This window comes from Sphingobacterium griseoflavum, from assembly GCF_014653155.1.
GTDB lineage: Bacteria > Bacteroidota > Bacteroidia > Sphingobacteriales > Sphingobacteriaceae > Sphingobacterium > Sphingobacterium griseoflavum.
This window is the reverse complement of record NZ_BNAF01000006.1, coordinates 51,840-72,071: the sequence shown is the minus strand read 5'-3', so window position 1 is coordinate 72,071 and position 20,232 is coordinate 51,840. Positions and strand designations below refer to the sequence as shown.

20 protein-coding genes and 1 tRNA gene are annotated in these 20,232 nt (G+C 42.8%); 5 read left to right on the top strand and 16 right to left on the bottom strand.

Annotation, left to right across the window (positions count from 1 at the left end; genetic code table 11):
* Positions 1-17 precede the first annotated feature (17 nt).
* From IE165_RS09060 to IE165_RS08980, 16 genes are all read right to left on the bottom strand, one after another.
* The gene (locus IE165_RS09060; protein WP_189626298.1) at positions 18-2,327 is read right to left on the bottom strand and encodes a hypothetical protein; all 2,310 of its coding nucleotides are present in this window, start codon (positions 2,325-2,327) and stop codon (positions 18-20) included.
* Positions 2,327-4,690, bottom strand: coding sequence for a tape measure protein (locus tag IE165_RS09055; protein ID WP_189626297.1), 2,364 nt, complete (start codon positions 4,688-4,690; stop codon positions 2,327-2,329). The genes IE165_RS09060 and IE165_RS09055 overlap by 1 nt, the downstream gene beginning before the upstream one ends.
* Positions 4,691-5,009: 319 nt before the next feature.
* Positions 5,010-5,357, bottom strand: coding sequence for a hypothetical protein (locus IE165_RS09050; RefSeq protein WP_189626296.1), 348 nt, complete (start codon positions 5,355-5,357; stop codon positions 5,010-5,012).
* Positions 5,358-5,359: 2 nt separating this feature from the next.
* Entirely contained in the window at positions 5,360-5,821 is a 462-nt protein-coding gene (locus IE165_RS09045; RefSeq protein WP_189626295.1) for a hypothetical protein, read from the bottom strand.
* 4 nt (positions 5,822-5,825) lie between these two features.
* Positions 5,826-6,386, bottom strand: coding sequence for a hypothetical protein (locus tag IE165_RS09040; protein ID WP_189626294.1), 561 nt, complete (start codon positions 6,384-6,386; stop codon positions 5,826-5,828).
* On the bottom strand, positions 6,386-6,826 hold the full coding sequence (locus IE165_RS09035; protein WP_189626293.1) for a hypothetical protein: 441 nt from the start codon (positions 6,824-6,826) through the stop codon (positions 6,386-6,388). The genes IE165_RS09040 and IE165_RS09035 overlap by 1 nt, the downstream gene beginning before the upstream one ends.
* Positions 6,819-7,157, bottom strand: a complete 339-nt coding sequence (locus IE165_RS09030) for a head-tail adaptor protein (protein ID WP_189626292.1) — start codon at positions 7,155-7,157, stop codon at positions 6,819-6,821. The genes IE165_RS09035 and IE165_RS09030 overlap by 8 nt, the downstream gene beginning before the upstream one ends.
* A 1-nt stretch (position 7,158) precedes the next feature.
* On the bottom strand, positions 7,159-7,461 hold the full coding sequence (locus tag IE165_RS09025; protein WP_189626291.1) for a head-tail connector protein: 303 nt from the start codon (positions 7,459-7,461) through the stop codon (positions 7,159-7,161).
* Positions 7,462-7,763: 302 nt separating this feature from the next.
* Entirely contained in the window at positions 7,764-9,017 is a 1,254-nt protein-coding gene (locus tag IE165_RS09015) for a phage major capsid family protein (RefSeq protein ID WP_189626289.1), read from the bottom strand.
* A 2-nt stretch (positions 9,018-9,019) separates the two neighbouring features.
* A complete protein-coding gene (locus tag IE165_RS09010; RefSeq protein WP_189626288.1) occupies positions 9,020-9,709 on the bottom strand; it encodes an HK97 family phage prohead protease in 690 nt (229 codons plus the stop codon).
* Between the two features lie 63 nt (positions 9,710-9,772).
* Positions 9,773-10,561 carry a phage minor head protein gene (locus IE165_RS09005; protein ID WP_189626287.1) on the bottom strand — a complete coding sequence of 263 codons (789 nt, stop codon included), beginning with the start codon at positions 10,559-10,561 and terminating at the stop codon, positions 9,773-9,775.
* Entirely contained in the window at positions 10,558-11,928 is a 1,371-nt protein-coding gene (locus IE165_RS09000) for a phage portal protein (protein ID WP_189626286.1), read from the bottom strand. Before IE165_RS09000 ends, IE165_RS09005 begins: the two co-directional genes overlap by 4 nt.
* Before the next feature lie 182 nt (positions 11,929-12,110).
* The gene (locus tag IE165_RS08995) at positions 12,111-13,424 is read right to left on the bottom strand and encodes a phage terminase large subunit (RefSeq protein WP_189626285.1); all 1,314 of its coding nucleotides are present in this window, start codon (positions 13,422-13,424) and stop codon (positions 12,111-12,113) included.
* On the bottom strand, positions 13,421-13,942 hold the full coding sequence (locus IE165_RS08990) for a terminase small subunit (RefSeq protein WP_189626284.1): 522 nt from the start codon (positions 13,940-13,942) through the stop codon (positions 13,421-13,423). The genes IE165_RS08995 and IE165_RS08990 overlap by 4 nt, the downstream gene beginning before the upstream one ends.
* Before the next feature lie 438 nt (positions 13,943-14,380).
* On the bottom strand, positions 14,381-15,619 hold the full coding sequence (locus IE165_RS08985) for a phage integrase SAM-like domain-containing protein (RefSeq protein WP_189626283.1): 1,239 nt from the start codon (positions 15,617-15,619) through the stop codon (positions 14,381-14,383).
* A gap of 158 nt (positions 15,620-15,777) precedes the next feature.
* Positions 15,778-15,865: transfer RNA gene (locus tag IE165_RS08980), tRNA-Ser, on the bottom strand.
* Positions 15,866-16,079: 214 nt separating this feature from the next.
* Here IE165_RS08980 and IE165_RS08975 point away from each other — a divergent pair.
* Genes IE165_RS08975 through coaA form a run of 5 tightly spaced genes read left to right on the top strand, consistent with a single transcriptional unit; the run spans position 16,080 to position 20,232 of the window.
* Complete coding sequence (locus IE165_RS08975) at positions 16,080-17,129, top strand: patatin-like phospholipase family protein (protein WP_189626282.1); 1,050 nt, start codon at positions 16,080-16,082, stop codon at positions 17,127-17,129.
* 56 nt (positions 17,130-17,185) lie between these two features.
* Positions 17,186-18,418, top strand: a complete 1,233-nt coding sequence (locus IE165_RS08970) for a spore maturation protein (protein WP_189626281.1) — start codon at positions 17,186-17,188, stop codon at positions 18,416-18,418.
* Between the two features lie 21 nt (positions 18,419-18,439).
* Positions 18,440-18,814, top strand: coding sequence for a methylglyoxal synthase (locus IE165_RS08965; RefSeq protein ID WP_189626280.1), 375 nt, complete (start codon positions 18,440-18,442; stop codon positions 18,812-18,814).
* A 9-nt stretch (positions 18,815-18,823) separates the two neighbouring features.
* Positions 18,824-19,225, top strand: coding sequence for an OsmC family protein (locus IE165_RS08960; RefSeq protein WP_189626279.1), 402 nt, complete (start codon positions 18,824-18,826; stop codon positions 19,223-19,225).
* Between the two features lie 59 nt (positions 19,226-19,284).
* The gene (gene coaA, locus IE165_RS08955; protein WP_189626278.1) at positions 19,285-20,232 is read left to right on the top strand and encodes a type I pantothenate kinase; all 948 of its coding nucleotides are present in this window, start codon (positions 19,285-19,287) and stop codon (positions 20,230-20,232) included.

The window sequence follows — 20,232 nt, the reverse complement described above, 5'->3', positions numbered from 1 at the left end:
CTCTATTATTTTCTTTTTTAAATTATATCTTCATTACTAAATTGGGAGTAGATGTACTCCTGTGTGTCCGGATTCGAATTTATCACCTGAGCCAGCTTGCCGCTGAAATGTGCTCGAAGATAATCCACTTCGCCCTCTACTAGCACAAACCGCTTGTTGTTCAAGTATCGACCAATACGCGCGGTGACGTACCGGTTTTCGTCATCTACTAGATAGTCGCCATCGTTTACCGTTACTCTTTCAATGGAATGGCAACGGATTGCAAACTGCGAAAGAGGGTCTATCCGTGGAGCATTGAAACCGATAGACAACTCGTCATGGCTACGTCCGTATGATTGAGTGAGCTGTCTAAGCGAATGCATGAGCATAGGGTTCCGCTCTTGGTCGAACGGTGTCCACCAATCTTTGAGCCTATCTCCTGCATTGTTGTACTGGATGCTCAGCGAATCCTCTCTATACTTGTAAAAGAAGCCATTTTGTCCTACCGTCTGATAATCTCCAAAAAGCACCGTTCTACGCTCGGTGGGCTTGGTGTACCTTTCTTGTAAAATAGTTTGGTAAACTGTGCCTTTAGGGGTCTGATCGTCGGATTTAAATTCGATACGCACCTCCTTAATTGTGGTTGATGTGTATATTGCTGGTTGGTCAGCTGGTCCTTGCGCTTTGTTAGGGTATATACGGATAAACATCTTTGCGGTCGTAAGATCTAAATTACCTTGATTCACCCCTCCCGCAGCGTCAACAGAAATTTTAAATTCCTGCTCTGAAGCTAAATTTATGTTGTTGTACTTGTTTTCAAATCCAAGATTGATTGTATTGAGCGTTGGCCCCGTACTGATATTATCATATGGCCCGTTGTCGCCAGGCACCTTTGAAAATGTAAAATCATACCGATTTGAGTTTGGGTAATATCTCAAACCTGCATATCGCCTGAATCCATCAGAAAACTCTAATCCGACCATAATTACTGCGGATGTGCCGGGTTTCCCTACCGCTTTAACAGTTAGGTCGAAGCTGAGCCTTTTACGATCTAATGTAGGCACGGGAAACAATTTACTTTGCAAAACATAATAACCTTGATCGTTTATCATTGCAGTACTGGGGAGGCCTGTCCATGAAACAATATCATAAATAGTGTTTCTATTTAGAAACCAAGATCTACTATCGATGTCATAGTCAATTATTGATCCTTGAGAATCATACTCTGTTGGCACGGTATCAACATTTACAGAAGCACCGAATCCCGGTCCTTTCGACCATCCTTGAACATCTACTAACCCACCTCGTAACGTCCTGTTTACAGGATACAACCTATTATCGCCATGGTCAAGTAAATAGGTGTTCTTTGCTCCTGCAGGAATAATAGTTCGCTGGCCGCCGACATCGATCAGGTTGAAATACGTTTCCCCAAAGTTCTGCCTGTTAGTTCTTGGAATATATACACCGCCCGTATCATAGTGATGCACGATTGAGTTCCCTACCTCAAGATCTTTTTTGTTCACGACCCACCATTCGCCCCTACGTTGTGTAATAACGCAGTTGCCCATATCCATGATATTTTTGATTATAGTGTAGCAGTCGAGCGTTTCCTCGGATTCCTCATCGGATACAAAGCGAAGTTCGCTGACAAAAGTATCCTGCAAGAAGTTGTTGAACTCGTACCCTTCGAATACAGGTCCACCGGCATACTCGGGGCCAGCTGGTATTTCCGCAAACTGATCGCAATACATCCGGCAGGCGATATTCAAATTCAACTCCAATCCTGTTTCCTTTAGGCATTTTATGAGGATGCTTAAAAGTGAGACTCTCTCGTCTGTGTATAGATCCTCAACTACATAATCCACGTCTTTTAGGATACCAATACGATCGGATGCCGTAAGGTTTACCACTGGATTGGAAGTGATTTCCACATTGAAGAAATCCGGTGTTACGAAACCTATCCATTCAATTTGATCATCGTAAAAAAACAAGCAGCGGATACCGGTTTCATCGCTAGTTTGTAAATCATCGATGTTAAACGTCCTATCTTCGTAGAATGACATGGTAGCGGATGTAGCTCGGATAGTGCCGCCCTTCTCTCCGATATCGTTGCGATATTGTAAAGAGAAAGGATTTGTGCTGGCTTCTATCTTGTTCATGTCACGGTCAGGATCATATTCACCGTCGATATTTACGGTTACGTGCCTACCTTCTTGATCGGTCACATATTTGCCTTGGTTGACAACAAGAAAAGCTTTGCCTACATAGTTTTCTAGCTGTAGCTCGATGCGCAACGGTACTCCATACCTATCACAGTACTTTAATAAATATTTGGTATTGTATGCCATTACCCTAATCTCTTTCTTTCTGCGTCATTTACGTTCATTACTCCCTTAAGCTTATTTCCTGCAATTTCAAATTCTACCACCTGTTTCTGATTGTTATAAAGTGCACCTCGCATATCGCTATAGTCCCTAATTGTGGATGTAGAACTTCCGGAGGACAAAGAATATCCTCCAGTATAGCTGCTAGTTTGATTACCTACGGAAGATGCGGCGAAAGACCCTAAGGCAACAAGCGCCGCTCCTGCCGCAACAGCTAAATATGGGTTTAGCATTAACTTTTTCAAGGCTATACCTGCAATACCAAAAGCTATCATTTGTTCACCTATAGATTTAGCCAAATTTCCCAATCCTTTAATAAGAGAGCTTCCTATCGCTGAGAATACATTTTCACCACTAGCAAGAGCATTTCCGATTGATGAAGCCATTTCGCTTATGGCAGACTCAACTGTTGATTCTAATTCTATTGTCATGGATTGAAAGCTCGATTTCACAGCACCTAGTTTCTCATTTAAAGCAGAAAAATCCGCATCAACTTTGATCTGTGCAGGTATCGTGAATGTGCTATCAGTAATGCCATTCAAGCTTTTTGGGGTAAATAGGTCTTGTATTTTACTATATTCAAGTAAAAAAGTTTCTGCCCACTTTCGAGATGCAATGGTCTGAAACTCCAATAGGCTAGCGCCAGCTCTTTTCGCTATAACACTTATGTCTAAGAAGCTTTTGTTTATAACGGCCAATTTAGCTTCGTATATCCCCCACATTGCTAGGGTTTGGTTCAACTCTGCTCTGTACTCGGCTTGAGTTTTAGTAGCCTTCTTAGTTGCGTCGGTGTTAACGTTGAGTACATTAGTGTTCCTCTCTACTTTTCTAGTAACCTGTTCTACTTTTTCACCAACATCTTTATTGCCTTCGGTCACTGGTATCAAGCTGTTTGCCCAATCTTCTAGAGATCTACCAAGTTCGTCTGCTCCAATGCTCTTTAAGAAAATTGATAACAGATGAGATACTGAGCTTAAAGTATTACGAGCTACATTTAGTATAGATGCAAATACATCTTTGAAAAGATTATTGATACTATCTAGCGCTCCACTAAAATCCCCTCTTAACAAGGCTGCAAATGTTTCGATAATTCCGTTTATTACAGTGAATGTAATTTCTACTACCGAAAGTATAGTATTGAAGGTGTCTCGAACTATCGATATTACGTTGTTGTCTATCAAAGACCATGTGTATATGATGGAATCCATAATATACCCGAATATTTTCGATAGCCTAAGAAAGAGTTCCTGCGCCTTAGTAATAACGCTCCCCCAAACTTTAGATCCGGATCCAGTTGTGAAGTACGCCCTTATTGCATCCCAATTTTTCACTATTACGGTTATTGCGGCCACCACAGCAGCTACCGCAATACCTATTGGCCCTGTAATAGTTGCGAAAGCAGTGCCGACTAATGGAGCTAATTTGAGCACCGCACCTAATGCTACTAGAGCAGGCCCTAAAGCTGCTGCCAATGATGCCATAACCAGTATAACTCGTTGTATGGACGGATCAAGATTTTTGAACCAAGTGGTGACATTTTTAAGAGTATCCGTTAACTTCTGTATGACTCCTGTTATGTCAAAAACATCATTAATAACCTCACCCAAGTCAGCTAATGATAGTGATATTGCATTTTGCAAAATACTCCACGCGCCGCTCAATCCAGTTACCACTGGAGGCAATTCACTAAGGCCGTTGATTATGGTATCAACAACTTGCTGAGATGTTATTTTTAATTTTTGAAGATCTTCAGTTCTTGCCGTACCGAAAGCCTCCTTTAGTAAGGGCGTTATTTGCGGCAATCGCTCTTTTAGTATATTCAAATCCTCACCTAGCGGAAACTCAGTATTTGCAAGTTGTTGCAGTCCGTATAAAGCTCCTTCAAAATCTTGTTGGCCACCGCCAACTAAAGCTATAGCATTACCAAGAGCTGACATGCTCTTTTCTGCTTTCTCTGCACTGAAACCAATAGTTTGAAGATTTATGGTTCCCTTGACTAAAGCATCTAAAGAAAGTCCTGGAATGTTGGTCAGCGCAATAAGCCGATCCATCTGCTTAGATGTCTCTTCCGCAGAACCCGTTAGAGCGTTTAATCCATTTTTAAGAGATTCAAGGTTGGCAAATGCTTTTAAGGCTGCTACCGCTAAAGCTGTAAGAGGTAAAGTAACTCCTATCGAAATCTTCTTTCCTACTCTATCAAAACTTTCTCCTATCTTTTCAAGCTTCTTACCTACAGTATCAGCGAACTCATCAAGCCTTGCCTGTGCCCTATCGATATTCCTAAGGAAGTTCTGTATTTGCGCTTCTATTACTGCAGTAAAACTCATTTCTTAGATTTTTCTAGATACTCTTTATATTCCTCAGTATAAATACTGCGTAGATGGTCGGAAGCTTTCTTAATCTCTTTTTTGCCGTCTAGCGGCATGAATTGATCTAAACTTTTAGGTAGTCGTTTCCCGTCCATATGGGAGCCTATTAGCGCGTGGAAAGCGATAAACCTTGTGTGCCGGTATTTATCTGTTTCCATTCTCTGCCAAGCTTTGCTCTTAATTAGATATTCACACCATGGCATGTCGTAAAAATCATGTAGCCTCAACCCTAACTCGCCCACCGCAAAGGCTACATGATCATCTTCCCAGTTAATTTCTACTTCTTGATCTGTTTCGACGTTACTGGCTTTTTTTTTGATACATCGGTTCCTAATGAGTTTGTGAAGCAAGTAATAACTCTAGTAACTTCATCTGAGGCAATACCTCCGGCACTATCTAGCCAGTCATAAAAATCATTATGATCATAAGCATTCAAATCTTTCGATGGCAGTGCATTAACCGCCCCCAGATAAGCTAACTTAGAGAAGAAATCGAAAGGATTATCTTTCATGTTTTCTTGAAGAGAAGCTAAAGAGTAACCACCTTTGATTAGTTGCCCCATAACCCAGCTTCCGAACACCAGCGTTACCACCTGGCCTTTAAATGTAATATCTACTCTATTCATGATTAAGCGTTTGGATCGGTTTCTGTAGGTTTTGCGTTTACTGTCAATGTAGCGCTGAAAGTAGCATCTTCTCCGGCGGCATAGCTGTCAGACAGATCGGATATAAACCCTGGGAAGTAAAGATATCCCAATGGCCCGCGGGACAATCTCCATACGTCAGCGTTGCCTGTTTCATGCTCTGTTTCCTGCAACTCGCGCAACTCTCCAAAGCTCTCATCGATAGAACTTCCACCAATATCAGTAGTATCAATCACCTCTCCTTCGATCTGTACGGATCTTGTCATGGATTGGGGTGATTGCACTGTCTGACCTTCGGTACACATATTAACCTTCTCAAGCATGTTCATAGTTGCTTGGTAGGCTGACGATGTTAAACACCCTACCGGCTTCCAAGCCCCTCCGGTTCCGGCTGCTGCATCCCATCTAGCAAGCGTGCCCTCATGTCCTTTAATATTCTTATTCATTTTCTTATTGATTTACTGTTATTGAATAAATTAAAATCTTACTAAACGCTGTTTGCCCAGCAGCAAACTCATCCATGTCCCTTGTTATTGGATATCCTACATCTTGGATATTGACATTTACCGATTCTAGGGCGTGATATCTCGTCGGCCGGATAGCTTTCTGGACTTGCTCCGATATAGCCTCGACAAGCGTTCTGTCCGTTACATTGGCCGTTTTGTACTTTGACACTATCTTAATTGTCAAGCTAGCGGTAATGCGCTCGTTGCACATGTTCTGCAATGGGGAAAGGTCAGCCTGCTGATCATTGATAATGATGTAGACGCTTGCCTTTTCAATCACCGGAATAGTGACGTTTGGATTTACAACTCCATCGAATACCGGAATAATTGCGCTTTGGCCTTGCTGGAATATCCCCGAAACGACAATAACATCACCTTGCGAGTTGGCTAGGCTATACCCATTAGGCAGAACAATGTTTGCGTTCTCTAAATAGGCCTTTTGCATTACCGTTATATTGGATATAGCCTGATATACCGCTGTTCGTACCGCTTGTGAAATACCCATCACTTGTCAATTATCTTTTGTAATTCCCTTTCAAACTCTGCTTGAACCGACAAAAAGTTGTTATACAAATATGGTCTGCCTTCTAGTGTACCTTGACCGTTGACATAGAACTGCATCGCTATATCTCTAACCCATTGTGGATAATTACTTAGAATATCGGCCGCACTTAGCCCGGTACCAAATTCAACATACGCCGCTAAATCGTTACTCCCCATTACACCGACTTCTGCTTTTAAACCTCCATTTGATATCTTTTTATCAACGTGTATAAAGTTCAAATTCAATTCAGGACCACTATTGGCGATCATATCCCTATTTGCTAAATATTCGATCTTAGTGACAGAATCAACAACAAGGTCTCTTATCTGCTTTACCTTATCCCGACGGTATCTTTCTAGTTCCTCACCAACGGTATTTATGACAGCACCTCGTCTAGCCATTTTTCGTTATGTCAAATACCCACTCTTGGCCCATCCTCACATCCTCCACGGTTGGAGATGTGATCATTTGATAGTCTTGGCCTTTCCAGCGGACCACCATATTAACCGCAGGCTCAAATCCAGATCTTATCTGCACGCCTACTCGATACGTCGTTGGCAGACCCTTTTGCACCTGCTCAATATTCCATGATTGCCTGATCTGCATAACACGGGCAAAAGTTGATAACACCTCGGCTCCTTCGGTATCTGGGATGTATCCTCCTGCTCCATTCGAGATACTTCCGAACGTAAGGAAAACTATCTTTTGATCGTATTTGCCAGCTCTAAGCATATTAAAACATTGGTGTTTTGCAGTGAGCACGAAGTGTGTAAATTGCCGCGTTATCAGCTGTACTATTTGCTCCCTCAGCTCCGATATCATCCCTTACAGCGTAATCGGTGGCAGTCAATTGAACGACCGCTTTCTGAACGTCAAAGGGCATAGCTTCGTAATTATCAGCCAGTGGATTGGTATAGTTCCTACCTGTGATCTTTTCCGCTCGAGAAACCGACCCTTTCAGTAATACGTCGAGATAGTTGTCCTGATCCGGATAATCTATGCTTAATGCTTCTTTTACTTGATCAAGGGTTACCATATCTAGCAGCTAGGGCAAGGTTCCGACTTTGATTTACTTACTTTCTTTGCTGGTACCTTAGCATAAGTCTTAGCCACTTTCGACGGTTCATCTTGAACATATTCAGCTTGCTTGGTTCTTACCAAGTAATCAGCGCGACCAGCAGCCACATCCGATACTGTACCTTTCTTTGCTCCGCTGTGATGATCCTTAAGTAGCCTAACTTTCTTTAATTCTGACATATTGCTTTGTATTAAAAAGGCGGCGAACTTGTCAACCGCCTTTTATATTAAAAACTATGAGTAACTAGATTGCAAACCTCTTTATGCCCCTTGTAAAGTGCCGGACACCAAAGCGTTATCATTGAAGATAGCTAGTGTAGCACGACCCTCGATACGGAACATAACCTTGTTACGCTTAGCGAGCGCAGCATCTTCGAACATGCGAAGCTCAGGAGCCATTCTTGTGACATATGACAATGCATTTCTATCGAAAGTCAAGAAGTCTGTTGCTGCCATACCTGTAGTAGTAACTACATCTAATCCGCCTACAGACAGCTTTCCGTTGCTGAACGCTACAGATCCATTAGGCAAATCGTATTCACCAGAACCACCTGCTTTATTCAAGCCTAACGAAACTGCAGATCTTGGATTAAGGATTGTGTGCGTAGGCTGATAAAACTCGTGCGTCTCCTCAACAATTTGCCCCCAACCTGCATCGATCACACGATCTACAGCAGTTGTGAATGCTCCATTGTATGAAGTAGCGGCATCTAGCATACCTGTAACAGGGTTTGCATCAGTAGATCCGTTCAAGATGAAGTTATTCTCTGCTGTCTTGTAGGAGATCAACATTTTCGCTTGCAAATAAGATTGCAACCAAGAGATATCATCAAGCATTTCGCGCTCAACAACAACATAACCGGCGATCCATTTGAAAAATGCTGCCTGACTTGACAAGTCATAGTCGAACTGTGGCTTATCAACACTTTTGTCAGTCCACAATCCTGGAGCACCTTCGCCTCCATTCTCTTTTGGATAGAGGATTGAATTTCCAGAGGACGATCCCCCAGGCAGGATATCGGAAAGCCAAACTCGATTGTAAGGGTTAACGATCAAGCCTGTGCGAACATCTTGCACCCACGGAGTAGCGCCCGGGAAGTTGTTGGCGATTGACATATCACCTACTGCCTTTAACACAATGCTAAGCTCAGGGCTACCTTTTTTAAATCCTCGGATAGCATCAGCATTTTCTGTAATAGCCTCCGCTAAATATTCATTAAACGATTTCTCCACTTTTTCTTCGACTTTTGATGTTTGCGCCATTTTTTTGACCTGAGCCGAAAGAGTATCAAATTTCTTTTGATCTTCTCCCTCGCGATCTTTTAAAGCTTTTGTTACAGCTTCTTCGGTCAACTTTTCAGCATCTTCCTTGCTGATAAGGTTCTTGTCCTTTACGGATTTCTCTACGGCTTCATTTGCTTTTTCTTCAGCTGTCTTTTCAGCAACCGATTTCGCAATTGTCTCTACGTGTTCCTGAGCCGCTTTTTTGATTTCTTCTTCTGTTTGTTCTGCCATGACTATGGTAAATACTGTGAATAAATAGATTTGATTATCTGTGTCGGCTCTGATTTCTGAGTGGTTTCGATAGAGATATCGCCCGGCTCTTCTTCGAGTGACAGTTTTAAAAATGATTCTAATGATTTGAGGACATTATCACTGAAATTGTGATTGTCGTAAGCTTTCGTTATCAGTTTCCAAAAAGATTCTTGAGTAACCTCTTCCATCTCTTGGACTGATTTGATAACGGAAACCATTGATCCGGAATTAGCTTGCTCCTTAGTGAGCACAGAGATTTCATCAAGCTTGTACTCCATCACCTCATGGCGACGATTCGGGTTTCTTCGCCTAATAACTCCACCTATTGAAAAGCCGCTTTCAAACCCGTTATCAACAAGAAACTTTGATTCATGGTATGCGTTACGGCCATGTTCAGTACTCATGATCATCTTAGCACCCATCCACAAGCCGTAAGGATCCTGAGCGTTTAACTCAGATGGAACTCCTACAAGAATGTTTTTATCATGGTTTTTGTAGACCTTAATCTTTGCCTTTCGCTCGGCAACCGTCTTAACAAAACTTGTTGGATTACTAATATCTCCCGATAAATCCTTTTCGTTATACACGTTAGCATAACCACCCAGAAATCCGGTGGAATCGTCCATATCTTTGAATGATACAGGTGCGTTTTTATATACTAATTCATCCATGCTAACAAATTTAGTCAAAGCTAAATACTTTTAGCAATACCTGCAAGTTATTTTAGCATATTTTTAGCTATTATTTGCTAAATATTTAGCAAATCTGTACGACATGTACATTACAGTGCATGAACAGTTGATTGTGTTCTCTCTGCTTGCCCTTGGGGAATGGGGAAACGCCATCATTTCTCTTGTGCCTGTTTTAGGGTTCACAACTTCGAAGTCTTGCTCTTTTGGAATGGCAATGTTGTTATCTAGGGCAAGGTGCCAGTCACGCGGACTGTTGGCGTATCGGTGAATCCATATCTTATACATCCGTTCTCCGGTCTCCTGCTCCCAATCGTCGCTACTTTTGGTTTTTGCCATGTTGATGGCCTGGGAAACCTCGGTGCGAGCGATCATCAATGCCCTGTATGATTTTCCCAATGTTCCAACTTTATCCTGTATCAACTTGGCTATTTTATCCCATTCCAAGCCTTGATCTAAGCCTATGCTTATGGCTTCTCGTACTTTGTTTCGGGTGGTCTCGTTGATATCCGCAACCTTTTTTGCCAGCTCTGTGAATACGTATGCTTCTATCCAAGTTCGCCATGTGTTGATGAAGAAAGAAACGTTCTTTGTTTTCAGCCGCCTGTCTAGCAAGTTATATTGGTGCTTAACGAAATCAAAAGCTACAACGCGGTACAGTCCGGCCAGCGCATCGTACATAGGCTGGTCGCTCATGCTTCCACGGCTATCGATGGCTTGCTTTACCTGCTCATTTAGGGCCGTAAGGATGATCTTGGTGTATCGGCGCTCGTAGGCGAGTATCTTACGGTTTTCCTGTAATCGTGCGCGATGTAGCTTTTGTTTTGGTGTCATGATTGTAGATCTAACGGAATACCATAATCACTGAGCGGCACCTTGCCCTGGTCGATAAATATCTCATTTGCCATTTCTTCGTCGCGCTCGTCGTAACCTAGCATTACTCGAACCTCATTTATTGAACATACCTTAAGCAGCGCGTCTACCTCGTCAGTAGATAGCTTCAGCTCGTCGTACACCGATACATCATAATCGATCTTGTAGTCACGGCCATCTCGATCACTGAACGGCTTCACAAGCCATCTATTGAGTGCATCTTCCTCTAATGACAGATAAGGAATGACCACATCAGTAACGAAAGATAGTTTAGCTTCTTCAAGGTTATGCTGGATGGGATTTTCGCTGAACAACACAGGGTTTATGCCCCATAGCCAAGGCAGCTTGTATCCTGTGAATTTCAATGCTTCGAGTGTACCGAGCGCAGCAGGGCTTAAGGCCATGCTTGTGTACTGGAGCGGCATTCCTGAAACAACGACTTTATTCTTGTTCTCGGTGCCGTGTATCTTATCTTCCACTGATTTAGCAACCTCTAGCCTTTGCTCGGGATTAAGCCAAAGCTTAGGATCCGGATGGTTCGGACTTATCAATCCCTTGGCACCTTCGTTTTCCTCGCTGTTTATCCACGACTTTAAAGCAGCTTCATTCAGCTGTAGGTGCCGTTGCCCAACTTGAATAGGCGACATTCCGCGGTCTTGGCTACCCATTGAGTTGTATTCAGGGTTCGCCATCTTGATCTGGAGAACGTCCTTTGCATCAAGTGTAAGCGTGTTCCCGTTTAGTAGATTCAATTGCCAGCCCACAATAGGCTCGTTTACGTCTCCACCACCATACACCGGCATCATAAGGTTGGCCGGGGCACAATACAAATGCATCGCTATATCGCTATCTAAAGGCGTATCACGGTAAAAGAATGTCTCACCTTGGGTATTATAGAACAGTCGCGCCATTTCGGTCAGTTCTCTCCATGTTTGCTTGCTGTTAGGTTGGTCAAGTAGTTTCTGTAGATCGTTTTCGCCATCGACGAACTCAAGAGCCTTAGTAACGTAGATCTTGTGCTTTTTGATCTCCATTTTATCACGAGACTTCTTGCTGTTCCGGTATGGAGCGGCCTTTTGGTCGGGTTTTTCTTCATACAGGTAAACAGGAGCAACCGAAGCCTTACGCACAATCTTGTTGACGATGGTATAAATCTCTGGGCTTTCTTTGTATCCCTTGACGATGTAGTCGGCGCACGTGTAGTTGTAGAACACAACGTTATTAAACCCTACTAGGTTACTGTATAGGATCGTGTTAAGAACATTGTCTACGTGGCGTTTCTCGGTTCTTAGAGCCAATCCTAATGCCTTGGTGATGTAATTAGCCATTGTCTATTATTTTGTGAAATAGTACCATAATTGATGATGTTAGAACTACAGCAGACAATCGCCCCCATATGCCCCAATCCAAAATGCTAAACGAGGCCAGCACAAAGGATAAAATCAGGTAAACGCAGATCAATACCGCGACAAACCTGATTGCAAAAACTATTAATAAATCCTTATTCATATTATCCTACTGAAAATTGAAATTTAAACCTATACTCAAACCACATCCGCATCATTATCATATCTGCATAATCGGGAGATCGCCCTAGCAACTCTTTAACAAGATCTTTAGGCAGCACCTGCTTTTTACCATCCTTATCCATATTGTGCTGCTTGATTTGCTCCATTTCTTGAATGATGATATCGCGAATACCGCCATCCTCGCAATCTATGTACAATCCTGAATCATTGACAAGCTTAGCCAGCGCATAATACATTTGGCTTTTCAAGTTCATGTAGTTTTCGGGCTCCTTGGTTTCCGGATTATCCAGCGGCCGGCTATTATTCACGAATCCATTGCATCCAAGTATATCCACTACCCCACCACCTACACCGTCATCATCAACCACCACATTGGACATGGGAACTTGATAGTATTCGCACAATTCTTCAATCTTGGCAGCTGCTTCGGTGACCTTGTTTTTTTCGAACTCGACGATCTTTATAAGCCGGAAACTATCCCAAACACCGATAACTGTTTTATCTCGACCAAAACGCGCGATATCGGCTGTGATAAAGCGCTCACCGCCCAACACGAACTTATTAGAGAATATGTCGTTTATCTTCTTAAAGTCGATTAGCGACGCTGGATCGTCGTCATATTCCCAATTACCGTAGTAAAGACGTTGCTTACTGTTTTCATCCAGCTCAAGCAATGACTGCAGGTATGATTTAGGAAGATTGGGGTTATCGGTTGGGAGGGCTTGGATAAATTTTCGGTTAGATGGCAATTCCTTTTTGCGGCTCGGATGGTAGAACTTACTGTACACCCAATTCTTTGCAGGGTTACAGCTGCCCATCATTTTGGGCATCAACCCAAACTCGTTAAGCTTATACCGGATACGAGACTTAACTATCTGCCAAGCCTTGTACACGATCTGGTTACACTCATCGATGAATGCGCCGGTGATCTCCAAGGAACCAAGACTATCAAAGTTCTTATCCGACGGATACAGGAAAAGATCCTTTAAAATGATCTCACTCCCATTATGCCAGTATATTGCGCTATCCTTTTCGTTATACGTGAACTGATCGGAGACTCCTAATTTTGCAGATATATCAAAGAACGTGTTTAGCGTGGTTTCTTTTAATGTCTTAAGCTTCGACCGGCCCATCAACCAACGAGAACCGGCATACTTTTGACATTGCTCAATAAGCCACATGCACCCTAATGCAGATTTGCCTCCACCGGCCGCGCCACCGTATAGTAATTCGTTTGTTATATCATCGTTGAGATACCAAACCGCATGCTCTTGTTTCGGAAGTAGCTTTATCATTCATCCTCCGGTGGTTTAACGCCTGATCCAAGATTGATGTGATTGATAACCTCGGCTTGCTTTTGCTTATTATCCTTCTCAAATAACCCGATATGCTTACCAATAGCCTCTAAAGCCCTAAGTTTATCGTACATCTTCACTTCTCGGTTGGTACCAAGCTTTTCCCCGTCTGATGAAGTGACCTCGAAAGATTTAACAGCAGCAACCGCTCCTGCAGCATCATCACCCCATTCGCTAGCATCCTTTAATCCACCATCGACAGTAAGCACGTTACGAACGTCGCTGAATGCGATCTTTGCATACTCAGCAAGGACGCGCTCAGCAGTGATCCCGGTGGCTTCGGATATCTTTTGTTTCTTTATTTGGATCGCCTCTTGAATGTCAGGTTTTGAAAGGTTCTCACTAGCCATCTGCCTAGCGGTATCTGGGCTATATCCGGCACGAATAGCAGCTTGGGTAGCGTTTAGGTCTACCATGTATTCATCTACGAATCTTTGCTGTTTATCTGTCAATGCCATAAGCTAAAATTGCTAAACTTTTTCACAAATCTAGCTAAACATTTTAGCTTATCAAATATATTTTGGAAAGTTAGGTGCTTAAAAAAAGAAAAGCCCCGCATCGGGGAGATACGGAGCTTTCTACTAACTAACCAATTATTAACCTAAATTATGAAAATTAAATTACTTTGTCCGTTTATACCTCATTGGCTCCATTAATAATGTCAATTCCTGATCTAAACAACCTTTAATTACCTTGATAACAACTTCACAATCTTCTTTAACCGTCATTATCCTGCCATCGTAAAAATCAACCTCTGTAACGTTATCACCTGGTTGAACCATTGATATAAGATTTTTGTCAACCCCTATCACACTCCCATCTTCTTTCCTTAACAAAACCATATTATATAAATTTTACACAACAAAAATAGCTAAAATATTTTAGCAAACAATATCCTATAAATTATTTTGAGCCAAATCTTCGTTTACCTTATTTATAACTGCTTGCTGCACGCGGTCTATCTTCGACCAGTCCGGAGCTATGTAGGTGTCGGTGATCCGGTTGCTTTCGTTTACGTGGTTCAATGCAATGGCGACGTCTTCTTTCGATATATTAAGGTCGTTCCTGGCGATTGTCGCAAATGAATGCCTAGCGAATAGCATCGTCAACTCCTGCATCCCCAAATTTTTAGCTATGGACCGCAAACCAATCGATAATGTCCCATTTACCACATCGATCGATTTATATTTTATCTCTAGATCCTTCAGTATCTCTTTGGCTTCGTCCGGTATGGCAACGCTGATAAACGCGCCATCTTCCCTCTTGCCCTCTGTTTTGCTCCTGTTGTAGGATATCCTTTTGGGGGCTCTTTTAAGTATTGCCCAGTTGTTGAATATGTCAACTGCGTTCATGCCACACATATAGAACGAAAGCATAAACATTTGTTTGGCATATAGCTCCCTGCCGGTTGCCGGCTCGTAGTCGCGCAGATCCCGGAGAGCATTTACATCTAGGTTCTTGTGCTTCTTGTTTTTCTTTGGCAATATTGTGTATCGGGAAAAGGGGGCATTTTTTATGATGATATGCCCGGTATCCTCGTCGTTGTAGTGCTTCTTCGCTTGATTAAACAGGGTGCGCAGGGAGGCCATGTGGTTATGCAGGCCTTTGTCTGTTAACTGGGAGACTTTGGTCACCATATTTTGGCCCTGCATGCGCTGGATTGTTTTTGGACGCCGTAGGTAGACCTCATAGCTCTGAAGAAACTTTGATGTTAACCGCGAGGCCATCAGCTGATCCCCGCAGAAATCGGTCAAAGAGTTGACTACAGTATTGAATGGCTTGGCCGTTTTATGCCGGCCATCGTCGTTGAGCTGCCGGATATGTTCCCTGAAGAACGACAGCAGTTCTACATCTTTGCTATCGTTGGTTATCATGTTCAAGATCTCATCTACGGACAGTGACTCCACACCCTCTATATCACTTATCCTCTTGCGGTATTTCTTGATGTCCGAGGCACAGTAATCTATTACGAAATCCGTTGCTATGTCGTCGTCGTTTATGATCATATCTTCGGTTATGTAGTGCCGTGTTTTAATGTATCTGGTCTGCCGGCTATGAGAAAGCCGATAGAGAACGTTCCAGGTGCCATCCTTTTTTTTGTTTTTCTTTAGAATCTTAGGTGTTATTGTTGCCATTTTTTATAAAACATTTATAAAACATATATGCGTTAGTCTACCATAAAACTACGAATATTAGTCAAATACTAAAAATATTAGTTGAATAATGTTTTATAAAATCGGCCTTAGAACGTAAAAAAGCCCCTATTTGGGTAAATAGAGGCCTTTTTTTGATGCGGAGAGAGAGGGATTCGAACCCTCGATACAGTCATCCCGTATACAGACTTTCCAGGTCTGCTCATTCGACCACTCTGACATCTCTCCTTTCGGTGTGCAAATATAAAAGTTTATTGTGATATCAGCTGTTATTTTAAATCTTTTTTTGCGTGTTGCTTAACCGGAGCATAGCTGCACCAATGCTTCCCAATTGCAACGGCCATCACATCAAGTGGTTTCCATAAACTTATTTAACTGGAGCATGACGACATGCCACTCTTTTTTGCTATTTTCGGGTTTCTGAAAAACCAACGATAACGGCATGAAAAGAATACTTTCTATAGATGGCGGGGGCATCCGGGGCATTATTCCGGGCATGTTCTTGGTAGCATTGGAAGAAAAGCTAAGACAAGTTACGGCGGACACAAATGCACATTTATCCGACTATTTCGATTTCTTTTCGGGTACCAGTACCGGCGGCATATTGCTGTCCATCCTCTTATGTCCTGATCCGGAAAAGCAAGGTAAACCTCGCTATAGCGCTAAAGATGCATTGGACATCTACTTAAACCATGGTACGGAAATCTTCGCCGCAAAACCTTGGAGGCGATTCCTGAGCCGATTTGGCTTGCTAAGCGAACTGTATGACAACACCGTACTTGAAAAAATCCTCTTGGACTATTTCGGGGATCTTAAATTAAGCGAACTGCTCAAACCATGTATCATCACCGCATATAACATTGAATTGCGCAAAAACCATTTGTTTAGACAGCAAAAAGCGATATCGCATGGCGACTCGCGCGACTTTCACGTGCGTGATGTCTGTCGTGCTACATCCGCAGCCCCTACCTACTTTGCCGTGGCGGAGATCTTTTCGCTGGCGAAGACCCGATACCCTTTAGTGGATGGTGGTGTATTCGCACACAACCCATCCCTTTCCGCATTGTTAGAGGTAATCAAGAGCTATAACAGCTACAAAATCGACGATATATGGATCCTTTCCCTGGGAACAGGTCTCTCAAAAATATCCTATAACTACGAGGATTTCAAGAAAAAGCGCGCGATCTCTATCGGCCCAGCATTGGTAGATATTATGAGTAGCAGCTCCGCCGAAAGCACCAATTACTACCTTAAACAACTCTTTCGATCAGTTGGCAAAAGCGAAAACTATATCCGTATTGAACCCACAAACCTGTCTTCCATTGACCCGTCCATGGATGCGGCATCTCCCAGTAATATCCAAAAGATAATTTCACTGGGCGATCGTGTGGTAAGTGAGCACGAGTCACTCATCGAACGGATCGTGGCGGAAATCATTGACGATAAGCCGGGAAAGAAAGACAGATCCGTCTGGAATTTCTTAAAAAATTAAGCTAGAGCGTGGCTTTTGCCGCATAAACTTTTACTTTTACGATGTAATAAACATTTATGGCATTAAATTACGTTTGGATTGCATTTTTCGTCATCGCTTTTATCGTCGCGTTAGCAAAGTTGATTTTTTTAGGTGATACGGAAATCTTCGCGACCTTAATCAATGGTCTTTTTGATAGCGCAAAAACTGGCGCAGAGCTTTCTCTGGGTTTAGTTGGTATCATGACCTTTTGGCTCGGAATCATGAAGGTGGGCGAGCAAGCGGGTATGATTAGCCTGTTTGCCAAAGGTGTGAATCCATTCTTTAGCAAGCTTTTTCCCGGCATTCCCAAAAATCACCCCGCAAACGGATCCATTATCATGAACTTTTCGGCTAATATGCTTGGTCTCGATAATGCGGCAACACCCGTTGGATTGAAGGCCATGAAAGAGCTTCAAGAAATTAATCCAAAGAAGGATACAGCCAGCAATGCACAGATCATGTTTTTGGTATTGAACACAGCCGGTATTACCCTGATTCCCACTTCTGTAATCGCGTTAAGATTGGCCAGCGGCGCAGCCAATCCAGCCGATATTTTTATCCCGGCTCTTATAGGAACATTCATATCTTTTCTGTCAGGAATGATTGCCGTAGCGATTTACCAACGTATTAATCTGTTAAAGCTACCCGTCCTATTGTTTCTTGGATTCTTTTTGGCGCTCATGGGTTTACTCTATTTCGGATTAAATGGCCTCCCTCCTGAGCAAATGGAGAAAATAACCGGCCTGATAGGTGGTTTGTTGATATTTTCGATCATTATCTTATTCATCGTGTTTGGTGCAATAAAAAAGATAAATGTGTACGACGCCTTTATCGATGGGGCGAAAGAAGGATTTAGCACCGCTGTTATGATTATTCCTTTTTTAATTGCCATATTGGTGGCGATATCGGCTTTTCGAACGACTGGATGTATGGATTATATCGTCGATGCCATAGGTTATGGTTTCTCCGCAATGGGGATGGATACACGTTTCGTGCCCGCGCTGCCTGTAGGTCTTATGAAGACATTGAGTGGTGGCGGCGCCCGCGGCTTGATGGTCGATGTGATGCAGACTTACGGTGTAGATTCTTTCCAAGGTAGATTGGCAAGCATTATTCAAGGGTCTTCAGAAACGACATTTTATGTATTGGCCGTTTACTTCGGTTCAGTGGGTATCAAAAATACCCGTTACGCGTTGACATGTGGACTCATTGCGGATGTCGTAGGCTTAATTGCAGCCATCCTATTGACCTATGTATTTTTTGGATAAAATTAATTAGACAAATAGCAAATGGACCTAACGAAAAAAACCATTGCCCTGGTGGCGCACGATGGTAAAAAAGCCGATATGGTGGCCTTCGTCAAAGACCACATCGACGATTTACGCAAAGCCAATATCATTGCCACGGGGACAACAGGATCGTATGTTCGGCAGACCGGCTTATCAGTAGAGCTGAAGTTGAGCGGCCCCATGGGGGGCGATGCGCAAATAGCTGCATTGGCTGCAGAAGGAAAAGTCGACGGCATAATCTTCTTTCGCGATCCCTTGGGGAAACACGCACACGAACCGGATATTCAAATGCTGATGCGCATATCTGATTTATACAATGTGCCACTAGCAACGAACCCGGCAACGGGAACTCTCATTATACAGGGATTATTTTAGCGAAGCAATATGGAGAGAGATATCATTGTCAAAATTGGGCGTGAGCGTTACAAAACCGAGATAGAAGTCGCGCAGCACAAAGTCTACGCAGACGAACCAAAGAATTTGGGCGGCACCGACTTGGGGCCCTCCCCAGCTGAGCTACTGTTGTCGTCTTTAGGTACCTGCAAGGCGATGACCCTACGCATGTACGCAGACAGAAAAGAATGGGATTTAGCCTCGGTAGAAATTAAGATGTCCATGAGTGAGCAGCGTACGGAACTACAAAAAACAACTTTTATACATTGTCACATACGGCTGCACGGTGATCTGGATGAAACCCAAAAAGGGCGTCTGCTGCTCATTGCCGACCGATGCCCTGTGCATAAAATCCTAACTAGCCCCATCATCATAGAAAGTAATTTAGTGTAAAAAGATGCTGAGTATATGGGATTAGGTAGTATATTTGCCGTCATTCTAACTATAAACGTATGTCTTCAAGTACTATTAACGCGGTGAGCAACCCGTTTCAACTATTTGACAGAGCAGAATGGAAACGTCTCAACGGCCATTTTTCTTATCACCTCTCGCAAGATGAGGTCGATAATTTGCATGCGCTCAATGAGCCACTGAACATCAAAGAAATTGAAGAGATATACTTCCCGCTGGCACATCTGATTAATATTTTTGTTGAACGCACCAAGGATGCACACGCCGTCGTAAACGGTTTTCTGAACAAAAATACACAACGTCTTCCTTTTATCATCGGTATTGCCGGATCAGTCGCCGTCGGAAAAAGCACCACAGCAAGGGTATTGCAAAAGGTACTTTCGATGCTTCCTGGCAAGCCACGTGTAGATTTGGTGACAACAGACGGGTTCTTATACCCCAATAAAGTGCTGAATTCCAGAAACATCCTCAACAGAAAAGGATTTCCTGAAAGTTACGACACGAAACTTCTGCTGAACTTCCTATCAGCTATGAAGTCCGGTGTCGAAGAGATTCAGGTACCCGTTTATTCCCATTTGGAATATGATATTCTCGATAATATTTTACAGGATGTTGTGCGACCGGATATCCTGATCGTCGAAGGTATTAATGTTTTGCAAGTGAATTCTTCCAAGGGAAATAACGTATTTGTTTCGGACTACTTTGACTATTCCATTTATGTTGATGCAGATGAGAAAGATATTATGGACTGGTATGTCAACCGATTTGAATCGTTAAGAGCCACGTCCTTTCAAAACCCGGACAGTTACTTTCACCGTTATGCCGATATGGATCCCCAAGAAAGCTCCGCGATGGCCACCAAGATTTGGAACGAGATCAATCGTCCAAACCTGCACGAAAACATACTCCCGACGCGTTATCGGGCCGATTTAATCTTGGAAAAAGGATCCCACCACTTTGTCAAAAACATAAAAGTTCGAAAAATATAG

Excerpts from the sequence above, each read along its gene's own strand:
- coaA (WP_189626278.1), top strand. The coding sequence starts at position 19,285 with ATGTCTTCAAGTACTATTAACGCGGTGAGCAACCCGTTTCAACTATTT.
- IE165_RS09025 (WP_189626291.1), bottom strand. The coding sequence starts at position 7,461 with ATGGTAACCCTTGATCAAGTAAAAGAAGCATTAAGCATAGATTATCCG.
- IE165_RS09030 (WP_189626292.1), bottom strand. The coding sequence starts at position 7,157 with ATGCTTAGAGCTGGCAAATACGATCAAAAGATAGTTTTCCTTACGTTC.
- IE165_RS08975 (WP_189626282.1), top strand. The coding sequence starts at position 16,080 with ATGAAAAGAATACTTTCTATAGATGGCGGGGGCATCCGGGGCATTATT.
- IE165_RS09055 (WP_189626297.1), bottom strand. The coding sequence starts at position 4,690 with ATGAGTTTTACTGCAGTAATAGAAGCGCAAATACAGAACTTCCTTAGG.
- IE165_RS09035 (WP_189626293.1), bottom strand. The coding sequence starts at position 6,826 with ATGGCTAGACGAGGTGCTGTCATAAATACCGTTGGTGAGGAACTAGAA.
- IE165_RS08970 (WP_189626281.1), top strand. The coding sequence starts at position 17,186 with ATGGCATTAAATTACGTTTGGATTGCATTTTTCGTCATCGCTTTTATC.
- IE165_RS08965 (WP_189626280.1), top strand. The coding sequence starts at position 18,440 with ATGGACCTAACGAAAAAAACCATTGCCCTGGTGGCGCACGATGGTAAA.
- IE165_RS09000 (WP_189626286.1), bottom strand. The coding sequence starts at position 11,928 with ATGGCTAATTACATCACCAAGGCATTAGGATTGGCTCTAAGAACCGAG.
- IE165_RS08960 (WP_189626279.1), top strand. The coding sequence starts at position 18,824 with ATGGAGAGAGATATCATTGTCAAAATTGGGCGTGAGCGTTACAAAACC.
- IE165_RS08995 (WP_189626285.1), bottom strand. The coding sequence starts at position 13,424 with ATGATAAAGCTACTTCCGAAACAAGAGCATGCGGTTTGGTATCTCAAC.
- IE165_RS09040 (WP_189626294.1), bottom strand. The coding sequence starts at position 6,386 with ATGGGTATTTCACAAGCGGTACGAACAGCGGTATATCAGGCTATATCC.
- IE165_RS09050 (WP_189626296.1), bottom strand. The coding sequence starts at position 5,357 with ATGAATAGAGTAGATATTACATTTAAAGGCCAGGTGGTAACGCTGGTG.
- IE165_RS09005 (WP_189626287.1), bottom strand. The coding sequence starts at position 10,561 with ATGACACCAAAACAAAAGCTACATCGCGCACGATTACAGGAAAACCGT.
- IE165_RS09010 (WP_189626288.1), bottom strand. The coding sequence starts at position 9,709 with ATGGATGAATTAGTATATAAAAACGCACCTGTATCATTCAAAGATATG.
- IE165_RS09045 (WP_189626295.1), bottom strand. The coding sequence starts at position 5,821 with ATGAATAAGAATATTAAAGGACATGAGGGCACGCTTGCTAGATGGGAT.
- IE165_RS08990 (WP_189626284.1), bottom strand. The coding sequence starts at position 13,942 with ATGGCATTGACAGATAAACAGCAAAGATTCGTAGATGAATACATGGTA.
- IE165_RS09060 (WP_189626298.1), bottom strand. The coding sequence starts at position 2,327 with ATGGCATACAATACCAAATATTTATTAAAGTACTGTGATAGGTATGGA.
- IE165_RS08985 (WP_189626283.1), bottom strand. The coding sequence starts at position 15,619 with ATGGCAACAATAACACCTAAGATTCTAAAGAAAAACAAAAAAAAGGAT.
- IE165_RS09015 (WP_189626289.1), bottom strand. The coding sequence starts at position 9,017 with ATGGCAGAACAAACAGAAGAAGAAATCAAAAAAGCGGCTCAGGAACAC.